Source organism: Burkholderia sp. A2 (assembly GCF_001729305.1).
Lineage (GTDB): Bacteria > Pseudomonadota > Gammaproteobacteria > Burkholderiales > Burkholderiaceae > Burkholderia > Burkholderia sola.
Genome location: NZ_LZXX01000002.1, coordinates 178647 through 199196, shown reverse-complemented (window position 1 = coordinate 199196; position 20550 = coordinate 178647). Strand labels below are relative to the sequence as shown.

Genomic DNA, 20550 nt, shown 5'->3' with positions numbered 1-20550 from the left:
ATCACCGCCTGCCCCGCTGCCTCCATGTGGATCGTCAATCTCGCGCTCAGGCGCCCCTACACGTTCATCGTGATGGCCATCATGATCGTGCTGGCCACCCCGCTTGCGCTGATGCGCACACCGGTCGACGTGCTGCCCGCGATCAACATCCCCGTGATCAGCGTGATCTGGAATTACAGCGGCTTCTCCGCGACGGAGATGACCAACCGCATCACGTCCGTCCATGAACGGATCCTGACGACGACCGTCAACAACATCCAGCACGTCGAATCGACGTCGCTGCCCGGCATCGCGGTCGTGAAGGTGTTCCTGCAACCGGGCGCGAACGTGCAGACGGCGATCGCGCAGACGGTGTCGTCCGCGCAGGCGATCGTGCGGCAGATGCCGCAGGGCGCGACGCCGCCGCTCGTGATCACCTATTCCGCGTCGAGCATTCCGGTGATCCAGCTCGGGCTGTCGAGCAAGACGCTCAGCGAACAGTCGCTCGCCGACATCGCGCTCAACTTCCTGCGCCCGCAGCTGATCACGGTGCCGGGCGTGCAGATTCCGTTTCCGTACGGCGGTCGTACGCGCGTGGTCGCGATCGACCTCGATCCGCGGGCGCTGCAAGCGAAGGGGCTCACGCCGGCCGACATCGTCAACGCGGTCAACGCGCAGAACCTCGTGCTGCCCACCGGCACCGCGAAGATGGGCCAGACCGAATACCGGATCGACACGAACGCGTCGGCCGATACGGTCGCCGACATCAGCGACCTGCCGGTCCAGACGATCAACGGCGCGACGACCTACCTGCGCGAGGTCGCGGCGGTGCGCGACGGCTTCGCGCCGCAGACCAACGTCGTGCGCCAGAACGGCCAGCGCGGCGTGCTGATCTCGATCCTGAAAAGCGGCGACGCGTCGACGCTCAAGGTCGTGTCGGACCTGAAGGCGCTGCTGCCGAAGGTGATCCCGACGCTGCCCGAAGGGCTCACGATCACGCCGCTGTTCGACCAGTCGGTGTTCGTGAACGCGGCCGTCCAGGGCGTGATCCACGAGGCGCTGATCGCCGCCGTGCTGACCGCGATGATGATCCTGCTGTTCCTCGGCAACTGGCGCAGCACGCTGATCATCGCGATCTCGATCCCGCTGTCGATCTTCACGTCGCTGATCGCGCTCTCCGCGCTCGGCGAGACCATCAACATCATGACACTCGGCGGGCTCGCGCTCGCGGTCGGCATTCTCGTCGACGATGCGACCGTCACGATCGAGAACATCGAGCGGCACTTGCACCTCGGTACCGACCTGCACGAAGCGATTCTCGAAGGCGCCGGCGAGATCGCGGTGCCCGCGCTCGTGTCGACGCTGTGCATCTGCATCGTGTTCGTGCCGATGTTCTTCCTGACGGGCGTCGCGCGCTTCCTGTTCGTGCCGCTCGCGGAAGCCGTCGTGTTCGCGATGCTCGCGTCGTACGTGCTGTCGCGCACGCTCGTGCCGACGCTCGCGATGCTGCTGTTCCGCCCGCAGCAGGCGAGCACCGGCCCCGCCGCTTCGACGTCGCGCTTCGCGCGCATCCATCACGCGTTCAACCACGCGTTCGAACGGCTGCGCGCGTGGTACATCGTGCTGCTCAGCATCCTGCTCGTGCGCCGCCGCTTCTACGCGCTGTGCTTCCTCGCCTTCTGCGTGCTGTCGACGGGCCTCGTGTTCGCGCTCGGCCGCGACTTCTTCCCGAACGCCGATTCCGGCAACCTCCGGCTGCACGTGCGTGCGCCGACCGGCTACCGGATCGAGGAAACCGCGCGGCTCGCCGACCAGGTCGAGCGCGTGATCCGCGAAACCGTGCCGCCCGACGAGCTCGGCGCGATCGTCGACAACCTCGGCTTGCCGGTGAGCGGCATCAACCTGTCGTACAGCAACGCCGGCACGATCGGCACGCTCGACGGCGAGCTGCTGATCGCGCTGAAGCCCGGCCATCGCGCGACCGCGCATTACGTAGAGACGCTGCGCACGCTGCTGCCGCAGCGCTTCCCGGGCGTCGAGTTCTTCTTCCAGCCGTCGGACATCATCACGCAGATCCTCAACTTCGGGCAGCCGGCCGCGATCGACGTGCAGGTGCTCGGCAACGATCTCGCGAGTAACATGACGATTGCGAGCAGCCTGATGAAAAAGATCAGGCAAATCCCCGGCGCCGTCGACGTGCACGTGCTGCAACGTAACGACGAACCGACCCTGCTGGCCGACATGGACCGTACGCGCATGCAGCAGCTCAATCTCTCCGCGCAGAACGTCGCGCAGAACATGCTGATCTCGCTGTCGGGGAGTTCGCAGACGACGCCGTCGTTCTGGATCAACCCGCGCACCGGCGTGCAATACCCGCTGCAGATCCAGACCCCGCAATACAACCTGTCGTCGGTCGACGACCTGCTCGGCACGCCGATCTCCGCCAGCGGCCGCACGGGCATGCCGCTGCAACTGCTTGGCAACCTGGTGCAGGTGCGCAGCACCGTGAACCCGGCCGTGATCACGCACTACAACATCCGCCCGGCGATCGACGTGTACGTGAGCGTCGAGGGCCGCGATCTCGGCGCGGTCGCGGGCGAGATCGACCGCATCGTGGCCGACGCGCGCGCGACGCTGCCGCGCGGCACCGACCTCACGATGCGCGGACAGATCGAGACGATGCGCACGTCGTATGTCGGCCTCGGCGCGGGCGTCGCGATGGCGATCGTGCTCGTCTACCTGCTGATCGTCGTCAATTTCCAGTCGTGGCTCGATCCGCTGATCATCATCAGCGCGATGCCGGCCGCGCTCGCCGGCATCGCGTGGATGCTGTTCATCACCGGCACGCACCTGAGCGTGCCCGCGCTGACGGGCGCGATCATGACGGTCGGCGTCGCGACCGCGAACAGCATTCTCGTCGTCTCGTTCGCGCGGCAACGCCTCGCGGCCGGCGCGCCGCCGCTCACGGCCGCGCTCGAAGCCGGCGCGACACGGATCCGCCCGGTGCTGATGACGGCGCTCGCGATGATCATCGGGATGGTGCCGATGGCGCTCGGTCTCGGCGAAGGCGCCGAGCAGAACGCGCCGCTCGGCCGCGCGGTGATCGGCGGGCTGCTGTTCGCGACCGTTTCGACGTTGCTGTTCGTGCCGCTCGTGTTCGGCGGCGTGCATGCGCGGCTGGCCCGGCGGCGCGCGCGCCAGGCCGGTCACTGACTTTCGCCCCACTACCCGGTTGAATTGGTTGAATTCATGGAAGAGAAACATCACAGCGCCGTCGGCATCCAGGTGGACGAACACGGCATGCACCTGCCGGCGCGCGCGTCGGTGTCGCGACGCGGGCGGATCGTCGCGATCGTGATCGGCGTGCTGCTCGTTGCGGGCGCCGCGCGCACCATCGTCGTCAACGTGCTGAACCGGCACCACCTCGACGCGGTCGCCGAGCAGAACACGCGCCAGTACGTAACCGTCGTGCATCCGGTCGACGCGGCCACCGGCGGCAAGCTGACGCTGCCGGGCACGCTGCGCGGCTTCGTCGAGGCACCGATCTATGCGCGCGCCAGCGGCTACGTGCTGCGCTGGCAGGCCGACATCGGCGCGCACGTGAAGCAGGGGCAAACGCTCGCCGAACTCGACACGCCCGAGCTGAACCAGGAACTCGCGCAGGCCACCGCGCAGCGCCAGCAGGCGCAAGCGGCGCTCGCGCTCGCGAAGACGTCGTTCGACCGCGCGCAGCAGTTGCGCCAGCGCGATGCCGTGTCGCAGCAGGAACTCGACGACCGCCAAGGCGCGTTCAGCCAGGGCGCCGCGAACCTCGCCGCGGCCGACGCGAACATGCGCCGCCTCACCGAGCTGAAGGGTTTCCAGCGGATCGTCGCGCCGATCGACGGGATCGTCACGCAGCGCAACGTCGACGTCGGCGATCTCGTCAATTCGGGCAACGCCGGCCGCGCGCTGTTCACGGTCGTGCAGGCCGACCGGCTGCGCCTGTACGTGCAGGTGCCGCAGGCGTATGCGCAGCAGGTGAAGGTCGGCCAGCACGTGAGCGTTGCGCAGGCCGAGCTGCCGGGGCGGACCTTCGACGGGACGATCACGCGCACGTCGCAGGCAATCGACGTCGCGACGCGCTCGCTGCAGATCGAGATCACGCTGCCGAACCCGGACGGGCGGCTGCTGCCCGGCGCATACGTGCAGGCGACGCTGCCGATGACGCCGGTCGGCCGCCTGCAGGTGCCGGCCAATACGCTGCTGTTCCGCGCCGAAGGCCCGACGGTCGCGACCGTCGATGCGAACGGCAAGGTCCGGCTGAAACAGGTGACGGTCGTGCGCACGATCGGGCAGACGCTCGAAGTGGACGGGCCGATCACGCCGAACGATCGCCTCGTCGCGAACCCGAGCGACGCGCTCGCGACCGGCGACGCGGTCGTCGAGCAGGCGCCGGCGGCGCAGCCGGCCTCGGCCGTCGCGGGAGCGAAGTCGTGAGTGCGATACGCACCCGCGTGCACCCGGCCGCGGTCGGCGCCGTCGCGATCGTCGCGGCGGTCGCCCTCGCCGGCTGCACGCTCGGCCCGGATTACCGGCGCCCGGCCGTCGACACGCCGGCCGCGTGGCGGCTCGACCCGGCCGACGGATACTGGCAACCGGCCGCGCCGGCCCGCGCGCCGCTCGATCCGGCCTGGTGGACCGCGTTCGGCGACGCCCAGCTCGACGCGCTGGAAGCCGATGCGCTGCGCAACAACCAGAACCTGAAGGCGGTCGCCGCGCGCTACGACCAGGCGAAGGCGACGCTCGCGTCGGTCGCGTCCGCCCAGTATCCGGCCGTCGGGCTGAACGCGAGCGGCCAGCGCTTCAGGATCTCCGCCGACCGGCCGCAGACCAACTACGCGACGAAGAGCATGTCGACCGTGCAGAACGAGATCCAGGTCGGCGCGGCGGTCAGCTACGAACTCGACCTGTTCGGCCGGGTGCGGCGCAACGTCGAAGCCGCGCAGGCCAGCTCCGAGCAGGCGCGCGACGATTTCGCGAATGCGCGCCTCGTGCTGAGCGCCGATCTCGCATCGAGCTATTTCGCGCTGCGCGAACTCGATACCGAGATCGACGTCGTCAGGCGCTCGATCGAACTGCAACAAAAGGCGCTCGATTACGTGAGCGCGCGCCACGGCCTCGGCGCGGTGTCGGGCCTCGACCTGTTGCAGCAGCGCGCGCAGCTCGACGCGACGCGCACGCAGGCGCAGTTGCTGATCCAGCAGCGCGCGCAGGTCGAAACCGCGATCGCGACGCTGGTCGGCACGCCGGCCCCCGCGTTCTCGCTGCCGCCGCGCGTGGTGCCGATCAACGCGCCCGCGCTGCCGACCGGCATGCCGAGCGACCTGCTGCAGCGGCGCCCCGACGTCGCGTCGGCCGAGCGCGCGATGGCCGCCGCGAACGCGCAGATCGGCGTCGCGCGCGCCGCGTATTTCCCGCGCATCACGCTGTCGCCGGACATCGGCTGGGACGCGACGCGCTTCGCCGGCCTGTTCACCGTGCCGGCGCTGCTGTGGTCGGTCGGCGGCTCGCTCAGCCAGCCGCTGTTCGAGGGCGGCAAGCTGAAGGCCGGCGTCGATTTCGCGCAGGCCGGCTACGTCGCCGCGCAGGCCAGCTACCGGCAGACCGTGCTCACCGCGTTCCAGGAGGTGCAAAATGCGGTGACCGGCCTGTCGGTGCTCGCGCAGGCGGCGCAGCAGGCGTCGGCGGCCGTCGACGACGCGCGCAAGCTCGTGTCGCTCGCGCAGGACCGCTACGCGGGCGGCCTGACGCCGTTCATCGACGTGCTGACGGCCCAGCAGCAGTTGCTGACGAGCGAGCGCCAGGCCGTGCAGATCCAGGGCCAGCGCGCGGCGCTCGTCGTGTTTCTCGCGAAGGCGCTCGGCGGCGGCTGGGACGGCGCTGCGTCGAACGGCCCCGCGCCGTCCGACGTCGCGTCGGCGGCCCCACCGCGCGGCGCGAGCGTCGGCCCTTGACCCGCCCTTAACCTGGTTACGCGGACAACCACCATGAAAGTGCTGATCGTCGAAGACGAACCGAAAGTCGTCGAATACCTGAAGAGCGGCCTGACCGAGGAAGGCTGGGTCGTCGACACCGCGCTCGACGGCGAGGACGGCGCGTGGAAAGCCGTCGAATTCGACTACGACGTGGTCGTGCTCGACGTGATGCTGCCGAAGCTCGACGGCTTCGGCGTGCTGCGCGTGTTGCGCGCGCAGAAACAAACGCCGGTGATCATGCTGACCGCGCGCGACCGTGTCGACGATCGCGTGCGGGGCTTGCGCGGCGGCGCCGACGACTACCTGACCAAGCCGTTCTCGTTCCTCGAACTGATCGAACGGCTGCGTGCGCTGACGCGCCGCGCGCGTGTGCAGGAATCGACGCTGATCTCGATCGGCGACCTGCGCGTGGACCTGATCGGCCGCCGCGCGACCCGCGACGGCGCGCGGCTCGACCTGACCGCGCAGGAATTCCAGTTGCTCGGCGTGCTCGCGCGACGCAGCGGCGAGGTGCTGTCGAAAACGACCATCGCCGAACTCGTGTGGGACGTGAACTTCGACAGCAACGCGAATGTGGTCGAGACGGCGATCAAGCGCCTGCGCGCGAAACTCGACGGCCCGTTCGCGGACAAGCTGCTGCACACGATCCGCGGGATGGGCTACGTGCTCGAGGCGCGCGACGACGGCGACACGGAGCGGCGCGCATGAAACGCTCGATCATCCTGCGGCTCTCGGCGATGTTCGGCATCGTGTCGCTGCTCGTGTTCACGCTGGTCGGCTGCGGGCTGTTCGTGATGATGGAGCGCCAGTTGTTCGCCGAATTGCGCGCGACGCTCGACACGCGCGCCAAGGTCGCCGCGATGATCGTGTCGCACGCGACCACCGCCACGCGCGGCCGCCTGATGCAGGAAAAACTCGCCGATCTCGAACCGCCCGACGGCTCGACGCACTATCAGGTGATCAGCACCGACCCCGCGTTCCGCTTCGGCAGCCCCGTCAACGGCGTGCCGCTCGATCCGCCGTTCGGCGCGTTCCAGCGCTATCAGCTCAACGACAGCAGCTACGCGGTGATGACGAAAACCGTCACGCTGGCCGGCGCCGGCGAGCGGCCGACGCTGCAACTGGTCGTCGCGACGTCGTGCGAGCGTACGCAGCGGATGCTGCGCCGCTTCGGCTGGACGCTGGCCGCGCTGATCGCGACGGCCACCGTCATCACGCTGCTGCTGAGCCGCGCGGTCGCGCGCTTCGGGCTCGCGCCGCTCGATCGGCTGTCGCAGGACGCGGCGAGCGTGAGCGCGACGAACCGCCGCCAGCGGCTGCACACCGACGCGCTGCCGACCGAGCTGCGCGATCTCGCGACGTCGTTCAACGGCGCGCTCGAACGCATCCAGCAAACCTACGCGCGGCTCGAAGCGTTCAACGCGGACGTCGCGCACGAGTTGCGCACGCCGATCAGCATCCTGATCGGCCAGACCCAGGTCGCGCTGACGAGCCGCGACCGCTCGGTCGACCGGATGCGCCAGACGCTGCAGTCGAACCTCGAGGAATTCGAGCGGCTGCGCGTGATCATCAACGACATGCTGTTCCTGTCGCGCAGCGACCGCGGCGAACGCGCGACCGACCTGAAGGACGTGTCGCTCGCCGACGAGGTGCGGCGCATGCTCGACTTCCTCGAGATCCCGCTCGACGAGGCGCGGTTGCGCGCCGAACTGCACGGCGATGCGCGCGCGGCCGTCGATCCGTCGCTGTTCCGCCGCGCGATGACGAACCTGCTGATCAACGCGATCCAGCATTCGGCGCCGGGCGCGACGCTGAACGTGACGATCGCGCGCCGCGACACGCTCGTCGAGATGGCCGTGTCGAACCCCGGCGAGCCGATCGATCCGGTGCAGCGCTCGCACGTGTTCGAGCGCTTCTACCGGCTCGAGGAAGCGCGCGCGAACAGCAAGGAAAACCACGGGCTCGGGCTGTCGATCGTCAAGGCCGTGGCCGAGATGCACGGCGGCGGCGTGTTCGTCGCGTGTTCCGGCGGCGTCAATACGTTCGGCTTCTCGGTGTCGACGCAGCCGTGGTCGGGCGGGCCGCTGCGCGCGGCCGACGCCCCGGCCGATTCCAGCGATTCCGCTGATCCGCACGGCGCTCGCCCGGCGCACGTGCCGCGCGCGTTGCATTGACGGCGGCCGCGGCGGCCACGCCTGTCGACGTCCAGCCGCTTCCGATCGGCGCTTGCCTGCCGCGAACGCGGCCCAGGACGACGCGTTACGCGCGCGGCTTGCCGCCCTGCTCGCGCCACGCCCGCGGCGACATCGCGAACCGCTCGCGAAACACGCGACTGAAATGCGACATGTCGTTGAATCCCCAGCGCAACGCGATGTCGGACACGCGCAGCACCGCGCATTGCGGATTCGCGAGATCCTGCGCGCACCGCTCGAGTCGCAGGTTCAATACGTAACGCATCAGCGACGTGTTTTCGGCCTCGAACAGCTTGTTGATGTACCGCGACGAAATCCCGATCGACCGCTCGATCATCATCGGGCTCAGCTCCGGATCGTGCAGGTGCTCGAGCAGATGCCGCTTCACCCGCGTCAGCGTCAACGTCTTCATCCTCGATTGCGCGAGGTCGTTGCGCTGCATGCCCCCGAGGGTCATCGCGATCAGCGAGATCGCGGTATCCGACAACTGCCGCATCTCGTCCTCGGTCACGCTGCCGATCTGCGACGACATCTGCTCGAGAAACGCACGCATGACGCTGCCGACGCCCTGCCCGGTATGCGTCGGGCAGGCCGTGCGGTGCTCCATCCCGACGACGAGCTGGTTCAGCGTCGCACGCGGAATGCTGACGACGATCTCGCGCCACGACTGGCCGAACTGCAGGTGGTGAGGCCGGGTCGCGTCGTAGATCGCGAAATCCCCGGGGTGCAGCGTGACGATCTTGCCGTCCTGCTCGACCGATTGGCTGCCCTCGAGCATCAATACGCCGAAATACTTGTCCTCATACTCGCTGCGCGCCTGGCGATAGCGCCGGATCACGGCCTGCTCGCTGGCGTAGATTTCCGAGATCCGCATCTTTTCGCATTTGCGCTGCCGCACTTGGCCGAAGAAATCGGCTTTCTGCACGGCCGCGATCTGCACGTCCGCGAACAAACGCAGAATCGTCTCGCGCCAAAACTCGATACGCTGGCTGACCGAGCCGTCGGTCGCCACCTCGATCGCCGAATTCGTCCATTGGTCCGGCGGACTGTCGTCGGCCGCCGGGCCGGGCGCGTCGCCGCTCGCGGCGCGCGGAAAAGGACGCATCGTCATGGTCGTGCCCCACATCGTTTAGCCAACATGCAGCCGGTAGCGTGCCCGTTCAAAAGCGCCTTGTCCAATCGGCAACCGTGCAAGCCGCGTTGCCGGTCGGACCGACATGCGGCGCGGCGGCGATGCGCTGCCGCGCCGCATGTCACGCGAACGTCGTCTGACGCCAGTCGGAAGACTGTTCATACGCATAGGCGCAGCGGTAGAGCGTCGCCTCGTCGAAGCGGCGCCCGACCAGCTGCAGCCCGATCGGCAGATCGTCGGCCACCCCGCACGGCAGCGACATGGCCGGATGCCCGGACACGTCGAACGGCGCGGTATTCGCGAGCATCTCGAACGCCCGCGTCAACGACTCGGACATCGCACAGCCGGGCTTCGGCAGTTCCGACGCGCGCATCGGGACGGTCGGCATCAGCAATACGTCATACGATTGCAGCGCCGCGTCGTAATCCGCTCGCAAGCGTCGCGCGAGGTTCTGGCACTTCGCGTAGTAGCGCCCGCGATACCGGCTCGTGAAATATTCGCCGAGCAGCATCGTCACCTTCACGGTATCCGGCAGCTCGTCGGCGCGCTCGCGCCAGCCCGCGTGATGATCGATCATGCCGGTCACGTACAGGCCGCCCCAGTTGAAGCCATGGCTGTTGCCCTTCATCATCTGCTGCGTCGCACCCTCGGCCGCAATCGGCAGCCAGATCGCGGTGCCGGCCGCATGCAGCGGCACCGACACTTCGTCGACGCTCGCGCCCAGCTTGCGCAACCGGAGCGCGGCGACCCGCACGGCCTCGTCGACCACGCTCTCCGAATTCGCGAGTCCGAACGCCTCGCGCAGAATGCCGATCCGCAGGCCCGCGATGCCGTCGCGGATCGCGCCGAGATAATCGGCGCGCGGCGGCAACATCCGTTGGCGCGGATCGAGCCCGTCGTCGCCCGCGATGACGTCGAGCAGCAGCGCGTTGTCGAGCACGCTGCCCGTCATCGGCCCGAGATGATCGACGGTCGCCTCGATCGGCATCGCGCCGGTGTACGGCACGAGCCCATGCGTCGGCTTCATCCCGTAGATGCCGCAATAGGCGGACGGGATTCTCACCGAGCCGCCCTGGTCGCCGCCGAGCGCCATGTCGACCTCGCCGCTCGCGACCAGCGCGCCGCTGCCGGACGACGAGCCGCCTGACGAATATCCGGCCTTACGCGGATTGTGCACCGGCCCCGACGCGCTCGTGTGCGAGCCGCCGGAAAAACAGTAGTACTCGCAGGTCGCCTTGCCGGCGATCGTCGCGCCGGCGTCGAGCACCCGCGTGACGACGGTCGCGTCGATATCGGGCACGTAGCCCTCGAACGTGCTCGCGCCATTGCGCATCGGCACACCGGCGACGCAGATGTTGTCTTTCACGGCCACCGTCTTGCCGCGCAGCTTGCCGTCGGCGGCGCCATGGATCGTGCTCTTGCGCGCCCATGCGCCGTAACGGTTCTCGTCGCCTTCCGGGCGGTAGCCGGGCGTGCGCGGATACGCGACGACGGGCAGATGGTCGGGCAGCGCGTCGATCGCGTCGTACGCGTCGAAGTTCGCCTGCAGCGCATCGTCGTATTCGGCGAGTTGGCGGGAATCGACATGAAAGCCGAAGCCGGCTGCAATGTCGGACAGTTGTTCGCGGGTCGGGCGTTTGATGGCCATCGACGTTCTCCAGTTCGGTAAGCGGCGCCGCGAGCCTGGGCGGCGCCGGCGGGATTCATCGCGCGACGGCGACGGCGTCGCGCATCAGCCCGGTGCGCGGATGACAGTTCACGTATTCGTAGACCTGATGCTTTGCGTCGAAGACGGAAACCTCGTGATACAGCCGCAGTTTCGACAGCCCGGTGACGACGCGGAAGAACGTGACGAAGATCCGCAGGTGCGTCGGGTGAGATTCGGCCCACCGCTCGAGGCGGTCGAGCGAGCGCCAGTGGCCGATGTTGTAACTCTCGTCGAGCTCGTTGCCGTCGAGATCGATCGAGCGCACGTAGCGGTTGCTGTAGCAGCCGACGTCCTTGCCGTTGTCGCGCAGGAACTCCATTCCGCTGCGCAGCGTCGGCTCGATCTCCTCCAGATACAGTCGGCGCTCGTCAGTCTCCGCGGCGCGCCAGTCCTGACCGGACCGAATCAGCGCGATGTTGTCGTGTGCCAGTACGACCACGCGGCCGCCGCGAGCCGGATCGCCGTCGACGATGCGCAACTCGCCGTTCGCGTTCATCCAGTCCGTCTGCGAGATCGGGAACCGGTCGCGCATCGATCCCCAGTAGCCGTGCTCCTCGATCTCGCCGCTGACGCCGTCCATGATCGCGCCGACGCCGGGGAAATCGCTCGTAAATGCGTAAAGCGTCTCGAACTGCTCGGCGCGCGGCGCGACGATTTCCCGGAAGTAGCCGATCCCGTCCGCGAGGCGTGCGTCGGAGGCCCACCATTCGACGAGCGCCGGCGACGCAATCCAGCGCGCATACGCGGCCGGATCGCGCCAGTAGCCGACGGCAATCAGGTTCTCGTGGTCCTCGTCGTCGGTGTGCTGCGTCAGGTCGAAATTGTTCGGGCCGTCCTGCGCGCCGAAATCGGCGACGATCCGGCGCAACGCGGCCAGCGCCGCCGCGCGCTTGTCGGCGCCGCGATACTGCACGCCGAAATAGCCCATCACGACCTGGCTCAGGTCTTCGGCGGCACGGGCGACGTACATCGGGAACGGCGGCTGGTAATCGTCGGCGACGCGGCGTGACAACTTCCGCGGGCAGATCAGGTGTTTGTCGATGGCGGATTCCATGCATGACCTCTCTGGAAAGGGAATCGGGTGTCGAGGGTTCGACGTGGGCGCAACGAACGACATGCACCGGCCATATCCCGGCGCATGCGGACCGTCAGAAGATGTGCGCGTAACGCAGGCCGGCGAGCACGCTGTTCTTCGGGCCGTTGCGCACGCTCAGGTCGGTGCCGAGCTGGATTTGCACCTGGTCGGCCTTCGTCACGAACTTCGCCGCGGTGATCCGCAGGCGCGTCGTGCGCAGCGCGTCGTTGTTGTCCGCGCCGTCGACGCTGGTTTCTCCGCCCCAGAGCTGGGTGATGCCGATACCGAGCGACGTGCCCGGATCGGGCATGTAACGCACCATCGCCTGGGCGCTGTAGCTCATCCGCTGATGGAGCGTCGCACCGCTCGCGCCGTACGACGTGTTGTTGCCGTACCAGATCGCGTCGCCGACGAGATCGAGTGCCCACTGCGGCGAAAAGTGCTTGACGTAGGCTGCCTGGAAATCGAGCGACCAGCGGTTGGCGCCGAGATTGAGCCCACGGTTCTGGTCGTAACTTCCGGTCGGCGCGTAAACGTAGACCGTCGCGGCGACGACGTCCTTCGCTTCGTTCAGCCGGAATTTCAACGGCGCGGTCAGGATCACGTCGCCGACACCGTTCGTACTGCCAAGCGCGCCAGCGCTGCCGAAGCTGCTGATGTGACCGAACGGCAGCAACACCTGCGGATCGATCGTGAGCCTGTCGGTGAGCTGGAACACATGCAGCAGGCGGGCGATGCCGACATTGGACTGCAGGTCGAAATCGGACGTCCGGTGGCCATTCGCGTAGTACGCGTTCGTCGCGGAATAGTTGTAGTACAGCACGCCGATCGTCGCGCCGACCGGATACTGCTCGTAGTCGCCGGGATCGACCTCGACCGCGCCCGCGTAATGCGATGCGACGACCATCAGCGACAGGCCGATCCACCGCGCGATTCGCTTCAGTTTCATTCTGTTCACGTTGTCCATCATGCTCCTCACCTGGATGCGCAGACACCGCCACGCTCGACGTACGACCAATGGAGACCGTTGCCGGAGCGTGGAATCGCGGGGTGCTGGCTGACTGTTGTTCCGCCGGTACTCGAGGGAGTGCCGACGATTCGCGACATCGAACGGCCGTCGCTTGAGGGTGAGAATAGAAAGGCAAAATCCGCATTTCTGTTTTCCGGCGGAACAAGAAATTGGCTGTGGCGGGCCTCCTCCGCCAGCGGCCTGCAGCGGGCGCAAAACGTGCGCCGGCGGCCGCCGTTTCGTGCCGGGCGCGCGGTCGATGCCGCGAATCGTTGCGAATCGCCGCGTATGCGTTGCGCATCGGCGCCTGCCGCGCAACGGGGCCGTCTCGGCATAGTTTCCGATCCGTGCCGGCAAAGAACCGCGTTTTTTCTCTTCTTACCCTGCTCGTCGAGCGTGACCGACATGACGCGCCCATCCCCCGCCACGGCAGTCGCAACGTCGTGGCGGCGGTCGCCCCGAACTACGACAAGGAGCCCCACGATGAACACGATTCCTTCCGAGGAAACAGCCTCGACGCCCGGCGAACGCGCCTGGGCGCTGTTTCGCGTGATGAAAGAGAAGAACCTGATTCCCGACGGCTATATCGAAGGTCTGACCGAGCTGATGTCCACGACCTGGGATCCGGCCAATGGCGCGCGCATCGTCGCGCGCGCGTGGGTCGATCCGGCATTTCGCGAACTTCTGCTGAAGGACGGCACGGCCGCGTGCGCGCAGTTCGGCTACACCGGCCCGCAGGGCGAATACATCGTTGCGCTCGAAGACACGCCGACGCTGAAGAACGTGATCGTCTGCAGCCTGTGCTCATGCACGAACTGGCCGGTGCTCGGGCTGCCGCCCGAGTGGTACAAGGGCTTCGAATATCGTGCGCGGCTCGTCCGCGAAGGACGCACGGTGCTGCGGGAGCTCGGCACCGACCTGCCCGACGACGTCGTCGTGAAGGTCTGGGATACGACCGCCGAAAGCCGCTATCTCGTGCTGCCCGTGCGGCCGGCCGGCAGCGAGCACATGACCGAGGAACAACTGCGCACGCTCGTCACGAAGGACGTGCTGATCGGCGTGGCGCTGCCGCGCGCGCACTGACGCGCACCACGTTTCGCTCTCGACCTTCAATTCGGAGATCTTATATGGACGGCTTTCACGACCTCGGCGGATTCCAGGGTTTCGGCCCGGTGCCGCATACGATCAACAGTCTCGGCTACAAACCGGTCTTCAAGGAAGACTGGGAGCATCTCGCATACAGCCTGATGTTCGTCGGCGTGGATCAACTGAAAAAATTCAGCGTCGACGAGGTACGTCACGCAGTCGAACGCATCGACGTGCGCCAGCACGCCGGCACGCGCTACTACGAGCGCTACGTGATCGCGACCGCGACATTGCTCGTCGAAACCGGCGTGCTCACGCAGGACGAACTCGACCGCGCGCTCGGTTCGCACTTCCGGCTCGCGAACCCGCCGCGATCCGGCGGCCGGGCGGCCCCGCCCGACTCGACGCGGTTCGAGGTCGGCGATCGCGTCGTGGTTCGCGACGAACACGTCAGCGGGCACAGCCGCGCGCCCGGCTACGTTCGCGGCAAGGAAGGTGTCGTGCTGCACCGGACGACCGAATCGTGGCCGTTCCCGGACGCGATCGGCCACGGCGACACCAGCGCCGCGCATCAGCCGACCTATCACGTCGAGTTCCGCGTGAAGGATCTGTGGGGCGATGCCGCCGACGACGGCTATGTCGTGGTCGACCTGTTCGAAGGCTACCTGGATCGCGCGTCCGCGCAGAGCGCATGACGACGCCGGCGAATCGACACGTGCCGGCCGCCCCGCCGCCGAGGATTCCGGTCACCGTGCTGTCCGGCTTCCTCGGCGCGGGGAAGACGACGTTGCTGAACCATATCCTGCGCAATCGCGCCGGCCTGAAGGTCGCCGTGATCGTCAACGACATGAGCGAGGTGAACGTCGACGCCGACGACGTGCGGCGCAACGTCGAGCTGCATCGAGGCGAGGACGAACTCGTCGAAATGAGCAACGGCTGCATCTGCTGCACGCTGCGCGCCGATCTGCTCGAGCAGATCAGCACGCTTGCGCGGCAGCATCGCTTCGATTACCTGCTGATCGAGTCGACCGGCATTTCGGAGCCGATGCCGGTGGCGGAGACGTTCGCGTTTCTCGACCGGGACGGTTTCAGCCTCAGCGAACTCGCGCGGCTGGACACGCTCGTCACGGTGGTCAACGGCGAGACGTTCGAGGACATGATCGCGTCGACCGAACCGGTCACGCGCGACGCCCCGCTCTCGAACGGCAACGATGCCGATCCGCCGCGCAAGCTGTCGGACCTGCTGATCGAACAAGTCGAATATGCGAACGTGATCCTCGTGAGCCGACTCGACCGGATCGGCCACGCGGGTTTCGAGCGGCTGCGCGCAATTCTGGCGTCACTGAATCCATCGGCGCGAATCCTGCCGATGCAGCACGGCAAGGTCGATCCGTCGGACGTGCTGGATACGCGGCGCTTCGATCTGCCGGCGCTCGCCGAATCGCCGGGATGGATGCAACGCATGCAGGCCGACGAACGCCCGTCGGAATCGGATGCGTACGGGATTGCGTCGTGGGTCTATCGCGAACGTGCGCCGTTTCATCCGGCGCGGCTGCTCGCATGGCTGCGTCGCCCCTGGACCAACGGCCGACTGCTTCGCTGCAAGGGCTATGTGTGGGCTGCGCACCGATATGCCGAAACCGCCCTGCTCGTGCAGGCCGGCGACACGTTCCAGTGGGGTTACGTCGGCCGATGGTGGCGGTTTACGCCACCGTCGGACTGGCCGCACGACGACTATCGTCGCGAGGGTGTGCTGAAGAAATGGGAAGAGCCGACAGGCGATTGCCGACAGGAAATCGTGTTCATCGGGCAGTCGATCGATCACGTCCGGTTGCGCCGCGAACTCGATGCGTGCCTGCTGACGGTCGAAGAAATCGACGCCGGCCCGGAGTCGTGGCGCCGGCTTCCGGAAGCCGACGCGTTCGACGCACTGGCGACGCCCGCCCATCCGTGAAGTGGGACTCGATGGCGTCGGCGGCAGCGCCTGCGTCGTGTCGCTTTCGGTCGGCCCGTGAGCGCCTCGCGCGGTTCAGCGTGACGTAATACCGACCGCACCGCCGACGGCAGTTTTCTTCAATACGGGCCGACGCGGCGCCCGTAGTCTCGATGCGACTTTCAACATGTCGCATGGAGACACCTGATGAGCATGCTGTTTTCGATGGCCGCGTTCGCGCTCGCCTCGTCGATCACCCCCGGTCCCGTCAACATCGTCGCGCTCAGCGCGGGCGCGCGCCACGGCCTCGGCGCCAGCTTGCGCTACGCGGCCGGCGCGACGCTGGGCTTCGTCGCGCTGTTCCTGCTGATCGGCCTCGGCCTGCACGCGGCGCTCGCGCGCTGGCCCGTGCTGACGACGGCCACGCAGTGGTCGGGAATCGCGTTCCTGCTATACATGGCGCTGCGGCTCGCGCTCGACGACGGCCGGCTGTCGGCCGATCCGGACGTGGCCGGCCCGTCGGCGGCGGCCGGCGCGGCGATGCAGTGGCTCAACCCGAAGGCGTGGCTCGCGTGCGTGGCCGCGATGGGTGCGTATGCATCCGACGGCGACCGCGCGCAGGTCTGGCAGTTCGCCGCGCTGTATCTGGTGATCTGCTTCGCGTCGATCGCATCCTGGGGTTATGCGGGCGCGTCGCTGCGGCACCGGCTCGCGAACGCGCGGCGCATGCGCGTGTTCAACCGGCTGATGGCGCTGCTGCTCGCGGGGAGCGCGCTGTTTCTGCTCGACGTGTAGCCGCCGTCGCGTTCAGCGCCTGGCGCTGCGGTACTGCCCCGGCGTCGCGGCCGCGATTCGCCGGAATGCACGCTGGAAATGCGCCTGGTCCGCAAAGCCTGCGTCGAGCGCGACTTCGGCGATCGGCCGGCCGCGGCGCAACTCGGTGCGGCCGTATTGCACGCGCCGATCGATCAGGAACGCATGCGGCGTCATCCCGTAACGCGCATTGAACGCGCGGATCAGGTACGACGGCGACAGGTCGGCCGCCGCGCAGATCGCATCGAGCGTGACGGCCTCGCGGCAATGGGCGGCGATGTAGTCGGCCGCGCGCGCGAGCTTCACGTTGTCGTCTCCCGGCCGCGGCTCGGGCAGTTCGCGATCGAGCGCGCCGTGCAGCGCCGCGAAGAATTCGACCGCCGCGCTCTCCTTGCCGAGCGCATCGATGCCGGGCGACACCAGCGTGCGGTAGAAGCCGTCAAATTGCGCGAACAGATCGCCGCGCTCGGTCAACTTCGGCGAAAACCCGTGAAAATCGCGATTCGGATCGCGACCGAGCGAATGTTGCAGCCGCGCGAGCCATGGCACGTCGACATAGACCATCCGGTACGCCCACGCATCGGGACCGTACGGATTGCATGCGTGGACCTGCTCCGGATCGATGATCACGAGCACGCCGCGCCCGACGTGCGCGTGCGTCGCGCCGTTCACGTACGTGCTCGTGCCGCCGACGATCGCGCCCACCGAAAACGTGTCGTGCGTGTGCTTCGCATAGCAGATCGCGCGCCCGTCGTCGACGGTACGCGCCTCGATGAACGGCAGCGCGGTATCGCGCCAGAATGGCGACGGTACGGCGGATCGGTTGGCGGTACGGCTCACGCGGCGGGCTCCCGGTTCGAACGGCGAACGCTCACCGTACAAGACTGTGCGGCGCCGCGCAACAGCGAGCCGACGCTTCGCGGCTGGATCGCCTAAGCTTTGAATTCGGCCGCCGCGGCACACGCGGCGGGTTCCGCTTTCTCTTCCAACCGGTACACTCATGCAGATCGATCTGAAAGGCAAGACCGCGGTCGTCACCGCTTCCACCGCCGGCATCGGGTTCGCGATCGCCGAAGGGCTCGCGCGCGCCGGCGCGCACGTCGTCGTCAACGGCCGCAGCGACGCGTCGGTGCAGTCCGCGCTCGGGAAACTGCGCGACGCCGTGCCCGGCGCAAGCCTCGACGGCGTCGCCGCCGACCTGTCCGACGCGGCCGGCGTCGCGCGCGTCACGCAGCACACGCCGAACGCCGACATTCTCGTCAACAATGCGGGCATCTACGGCCTGAAGGCGTTCTTCGACATCGACGACGCCGAATGGGAACATTTTTTCCAGATCAACGTGATGTCCGGCGTGCGGCTCGCGCGGCATTACCTGAAAGGGATGATCGAACGCAATGCCGGGCGCATCGTGTTCATTTCGTCGGAATCGGGCCTGAACATCCCCGTCGACATGATTCATTACGGGTTCACGAAAACCGCGCAGCTGTCGATCGCGCGCGGCCTCGCGAAGCTCGCGGCCGGTACCCGCGTGACCGTCAATTCGGTGCTGCCGGGGCCGACGATGTCGGAAGGCGTGCGCGAGATGCTGAAGGCGCAGGCCGACGAAACGGGCCGCAGCATCGACGACATTGCCGTGGAGTTCGTACGCAGCGAACGCGCGAGTTCGATCATCCAGCGGCCGGCGACGACGGAGGAAGTCGCGAACCTGGTCGTGTACGTATGCTCGCCGCAGGCCTCGGCCACGACCGGCGCGGCGTTGCGCGTCGACGGCGGCGTGGTCGACACGATAGCGTGACGGCCATATGACGGGCTCGCGCCGCGCGTGGCCGCCGCACTAGCGCGACGCGCGCTTGCCAGACTGAAGCGTGCCCTTGCGATCGGCGTCCATGCAGGTATCGAAGCCGGACTGCGTGACGACGCCGGCCTTGTCGAACACGACGAAGTACGCGCGGTGATCGTTGCCGTGCTCGATGAAGTAGTTGTAGCAGACGCCGCCGCCGTTACGGACCATCCAGACGCTGCGCGGGTTGCCTGCGGCGCGGACGACGTCGGCGCGCGTCGCGCCGTGCCGCGACGCGGCCCGTGCAAGCGGCGTGCGCGAATACGAGAACGGCAGCCACGAGTCGAACCACGCACAGCCATGCAACATCAGGCAGCTGGCGGCCAGGGACAGCGTCGCTGCGGGACGGGCCATCGGAATCAATCGCATGCTCGGGAAATCTGCTGCGCCATACCGGCGTGATCGAAAGCCCCATGCTACTCGACCTTTGGGTCCGGATCGAAAAGAAATGTAGAGATCTTTATCCGGATCCCTGCGTTTGCGGGCCTTCGCGCCGGCTGAATCGTCATCAATCGTTGCAGCCGGCGTGCGCGCACGCGCATCCGCACCACCGCACCGTTGTATCGAACCGGTGCAACGGCATGCGCGATCAGGCGATCCATTCGGCCCACAGCATCGTCAGCACCGTCATCAGCGCGGGGCCGACGAACAGCCCGATCAGGCCAAACGTCTCGGCGCCGCCGAGGATGCCGAACAGCACGAGCAGGAACGGCAGCCGTGTCGAACCGCCGATCAGCACCGGCCGCACGAAGTGCTCGGCGACGAACACGACGATGAACCCGAGCACCGCGATCGCGACGGCCCACATGGTCGCCCCCTGCACGAACAGCCAGAGCGCCGCGCCGCAGAACACGACCGGCGCGCAGAACGGCAGCATCGCGGCGACCGCCGTGACGAGCCCGAGCAGCGCCGCGTGCGGCACGCCCGCGAGCGCATAGGCGATGCCGAGCAGCGCGCCCTCGCCGAGCCCGACGACGACGAGTCCCGTCACAGTGCCGTACACGGCCGCGACCATGCGCTCGATCAGTTCCGCGCCGTTACGGCCGAACGCGCGCCGCGCGCCCTGCAGCAACGCACCCGACAGCTTGTGGCCGGCGCGCAGGATCACGAACAGCGTGACGAGCATGAAACCGAATTCGAGCAGCACGTGCGCGAGCTTCGTGCCGAATTGCCGGCCGAACGCGATGAATTTCTCGCCGTTGACGCCGTGCATCGCGGTGGCCGCATGCAGCGGATGGCCGAGATTGGCCTGCCACCATTCGGTGATCTGCGTCGCGCCGTACGGCAACCGGCCGATCACGTCCGGCAACGGGATGTCGTTGTCCTGGATCGTGTGCAGCCACTCGCGCAGGTCGTGCGCCTGCGCGATCGCCTGGGTCGTCGCGACCGCCACCGGCAGCACGACGAGCAGCGAGATCGCCGCCGTGATGACGGTCGCGATCAGCGTCGGCCGATTGCGGAACAGCCGGTGCGATTCGAAGCACTTCAGCAGCGGCCACATCGCGATGGCGATCACGCACGCCCATGCGATGGCGGGAAGGAAGTCGCGGATCACCCACAGCGCGAGCACCAGCAGCGCCGCATACAGCGCGACGCGGGCGACCTGCTGGGCGCGCGGCCGCGCGGCGGAATCGGGAGACGACGGGACATGTGCGCCCATGGCACCTCTGTCGAAATGAAAAAATGGCGGCTCGCCCAGGCAATCGGGCCGGACGAACCGCCATTCTATCCATCGGCGCCGGATCGGCGGCACGCGCGATCGATGC

17 protein-coding genes are annotated in these 20550 nt (G+C 67.7%); 10 read left to right on the top strand and 7 right to left on the bottom strand.

Going from position 1 to position 20550, the window contains the following annotated elements:
* The first annotated feature begins 24 nt into the window (after nt 1–24).
* The 5 genes from A9Z05_RS00885 to A9Z05_RS00865 are packed head-to-tail and all read left to right on the top strand — an operon-like array spanning nt 25 to nt 8170.
* A complete protein-coding gene (locus A9Z05_RS00885; RefSeq protein WP_069616489.1) occupies nt 25–3192 on the top strand; it encodes an efflux RND transporter permease subunit in 3168 nt (1055 codons plus the stop codon).
* A 36-nt stretch (nt 3193–3228) separates the two neighbouring features.
* The gene (locus A9Z05_RS00880) at nt 3229–4458 is read left to right on the top strand and encodes an efflux RND transporter periplasmic adaptor subunit (RefSeq protein WP_069616488.1); all 1230 of its coding nucleotides are present in this window, start codon (nt 3229–3231) and stop codon (nt 4456–4458) included.
* Nucleotides 4459–4463: 5 nt separating this feature from the next.
* Nucleotides 4464–5975 (top strand): efflux transporter outer membrane subunit, encoded by a 1512-nt coding sequence (locus A9Z05_RS00875; protein WP_069616594.1) that lies wholly within the window; start codon nt 4464–4466, stop codon nt 5973–5975.
* Nucleotides 5976–6008: 33 nt separating this feature from the next.
* Nucleotides 6009–6704, top strand: coding sequence for a heavy metal response regulator transcription factor (locus A9Z05_RS00870; protein WP_069616487.1), 696 nt, complete (start codon nt 6009–6011; stop codon nt 6702–6704).
* Nucleotides 6701–8170, top strand: a complete 1470-nt coding sequence (locus A9Z05_RS00865; protein ID WP_069616486.1) for a heavy metal sensor histidine kinase — start codon at nt 6701–6703, stop codon at nt 8168–8170. Before A9Z05_RS00870 ends, A9Z05_RS00865 begins: the two co-directional genes overlap by 4 nt.
* Before the next feature lie 85 nt (nt 8171–8255).
* Here the strand turns inward: A9Z05_RS00865 and A9Z05_RS00860 are convergent, their stop codons facing one another.
* From A9Z05_RS00860 to A9Z05_RS00845, 4 genes are all read right to left on the bottom strand, one after another.
* Complete coding sequence (locus A9Z05_RS00860; RefSeq protein ID WP_069616485.1) at nt 8256–9299, bottom strand: helix-turn-helix domain-containing protein; 1044 nt, start codon at nt 9297–9299, stop codon at nt 8256–8258.
* Nucleotides 9300–9441: 142 nt separating this feature from the next.
* Nucleotides 9442–10968: an amidase gene (locus A9Z05_RS00855; RefSeq protein WP_069616484.1), complete on the bottom strand. Its 1527-nt coding sequence runs from the start codon at nt 10966–10968 to the stop codon at nt 9442–9444.
* A gap of 55 nt (nt 10969–11023) precedes the next feature.
* Nucleotides 11024–12082, bottom strand: coding sequence for a phenylacetaldoxime dehydratase family protein (locus tag A9Z05_RS00850; protein WP_069616483.1), 1059 nt, complete (start codon nt 12080–12082; stop codon nt 11024–11026).
* 94 nt (nt 12083–12176) lie between these two features.
* On the bottom strand, nt 12177–13073 hold the full coding sequence (locus tag A9Z05_RS00845; protein WP_069616482.1) for a transporter: 897 nt from the start codon (nt 13071–13073) through the stop codon (nt 12177–12179).
* A 522-nt stretch (nt 13074–13595) separates the two neighbouring features.
* On the opposite strand from A9Z05_RS00845, the gene nthA reads away from it, so the two are divergent.
* The 4 genes from nthA (at nt 13596) to A9Z05_RS00825 (ending at nt 16926) form a co-directional block, all read left to right on the top strand.
* On the top strand, nt 13596–14195 hold the full coding sequence (nthA, locus tag A9Z05_RS00840; RefSeq protein WP_069616481.1) for a nitrile hydratase subunit alpha: 600 nt from the start codon (nt 13596–13598) through the stop codon (nt 14193–14195).
* A 44-nt stretch (nt 14196–14239) separates the two neighbouring features.
* The gene (nthB, locus tag A9Z05_RS00835) at nt 14240–14893 is read left to right on the top strand and encodes a nitrile hydratase subunit beta (protein WP_069616480.1); all 654 of its coding nucleotides are present in this window, start codon (nt 14240–14242) and stop codon (nt 14891–14893) included.
* The gene (locus tag A9Z05_RS00830) at nt 14890–16152 is read left to right on the top strand and encodes a GTP-binding protein (protein WP_069616479.1); all 1263 of its coding nucleotides are present in this window, start codon (nt 14890–14892) and stop codon (nt 16150–16152) included. The genes nthB and A9Z05_RS00830 overlap by 4 nt, the downstream gene beginning before the upstream one ends.
* A gap of 186 nt (nt 16153–16338) precedes the next feature.
* The gene (locus A9Z05_RS00825; RefSeq protein WP_069616478.1) at nt 16339–16926 is read left to right on the top strand and encodes a LysE family translocator; all 588 of its coding nucleotides are present in this window, start codon (nt 16339–16341) and stop codon (nt 16924–16926) included.
* A gap of 12 nt (nt 16927–16938) precedes the next feature.
* On the opposite strand, the gene A9Z05_RS00820 is transcribed toward A9Z05_RS00825, so the two are convergent.
* Entirely contained in the window at nt 16939–17784 is an 846-nt protein-coding gene (locus tag A9Z05_RS00820; protein ID WP_069616477.1) for an AraC family transcriptional regulator, read from the bottom strand.
* Between the two features lie 160 nt (nt 17785–17944).
* Between A9Z05_RS00820 and A9Z05_RS00815 the strand changes: the two genes are divergently transcribed.
* Complete coding sequence (locus A9Z05_RS00815; RefSeq protein WP_069616476.1) at nt 17945–18739, top strand: SDR family NAD(P)-dependent oxidoreductase; 795 nt, start codon at nt 17945–17947, stop codon at nt 18737–18739.
* 39 nt (nt 18740–18778) lie between these two features.
* On the opposite strand, the gene A9Z05_RS00810 is transcribed toward A9Z05_RS00815, so the two are convergent.
* Nucleotides 18779–19153: a hypothetical protein gene (locus tag A9Z05_RS00810; protein WP_069616475.1), complete on the bottom strand. Its 375-nt coding sequence runs from the start codon at nt 19151–19153 to the stop codon at nt 18779–18781.
* A gap of 220 nt (nt 19154–19373) precedes the next feature.
* Nucleotides 19374–20444, bottom strand: coding sequence for an AI-2E family transporter (locus A9Z05_RS00805; RefSeq protein ID WP_069616474.1), 1071 nt, complete (start codon nt 20442–20444; stop codon nt 19374–19376).
* Between the last annotated feature and the right edge of the window lie 106 nt (nt 20445–20550).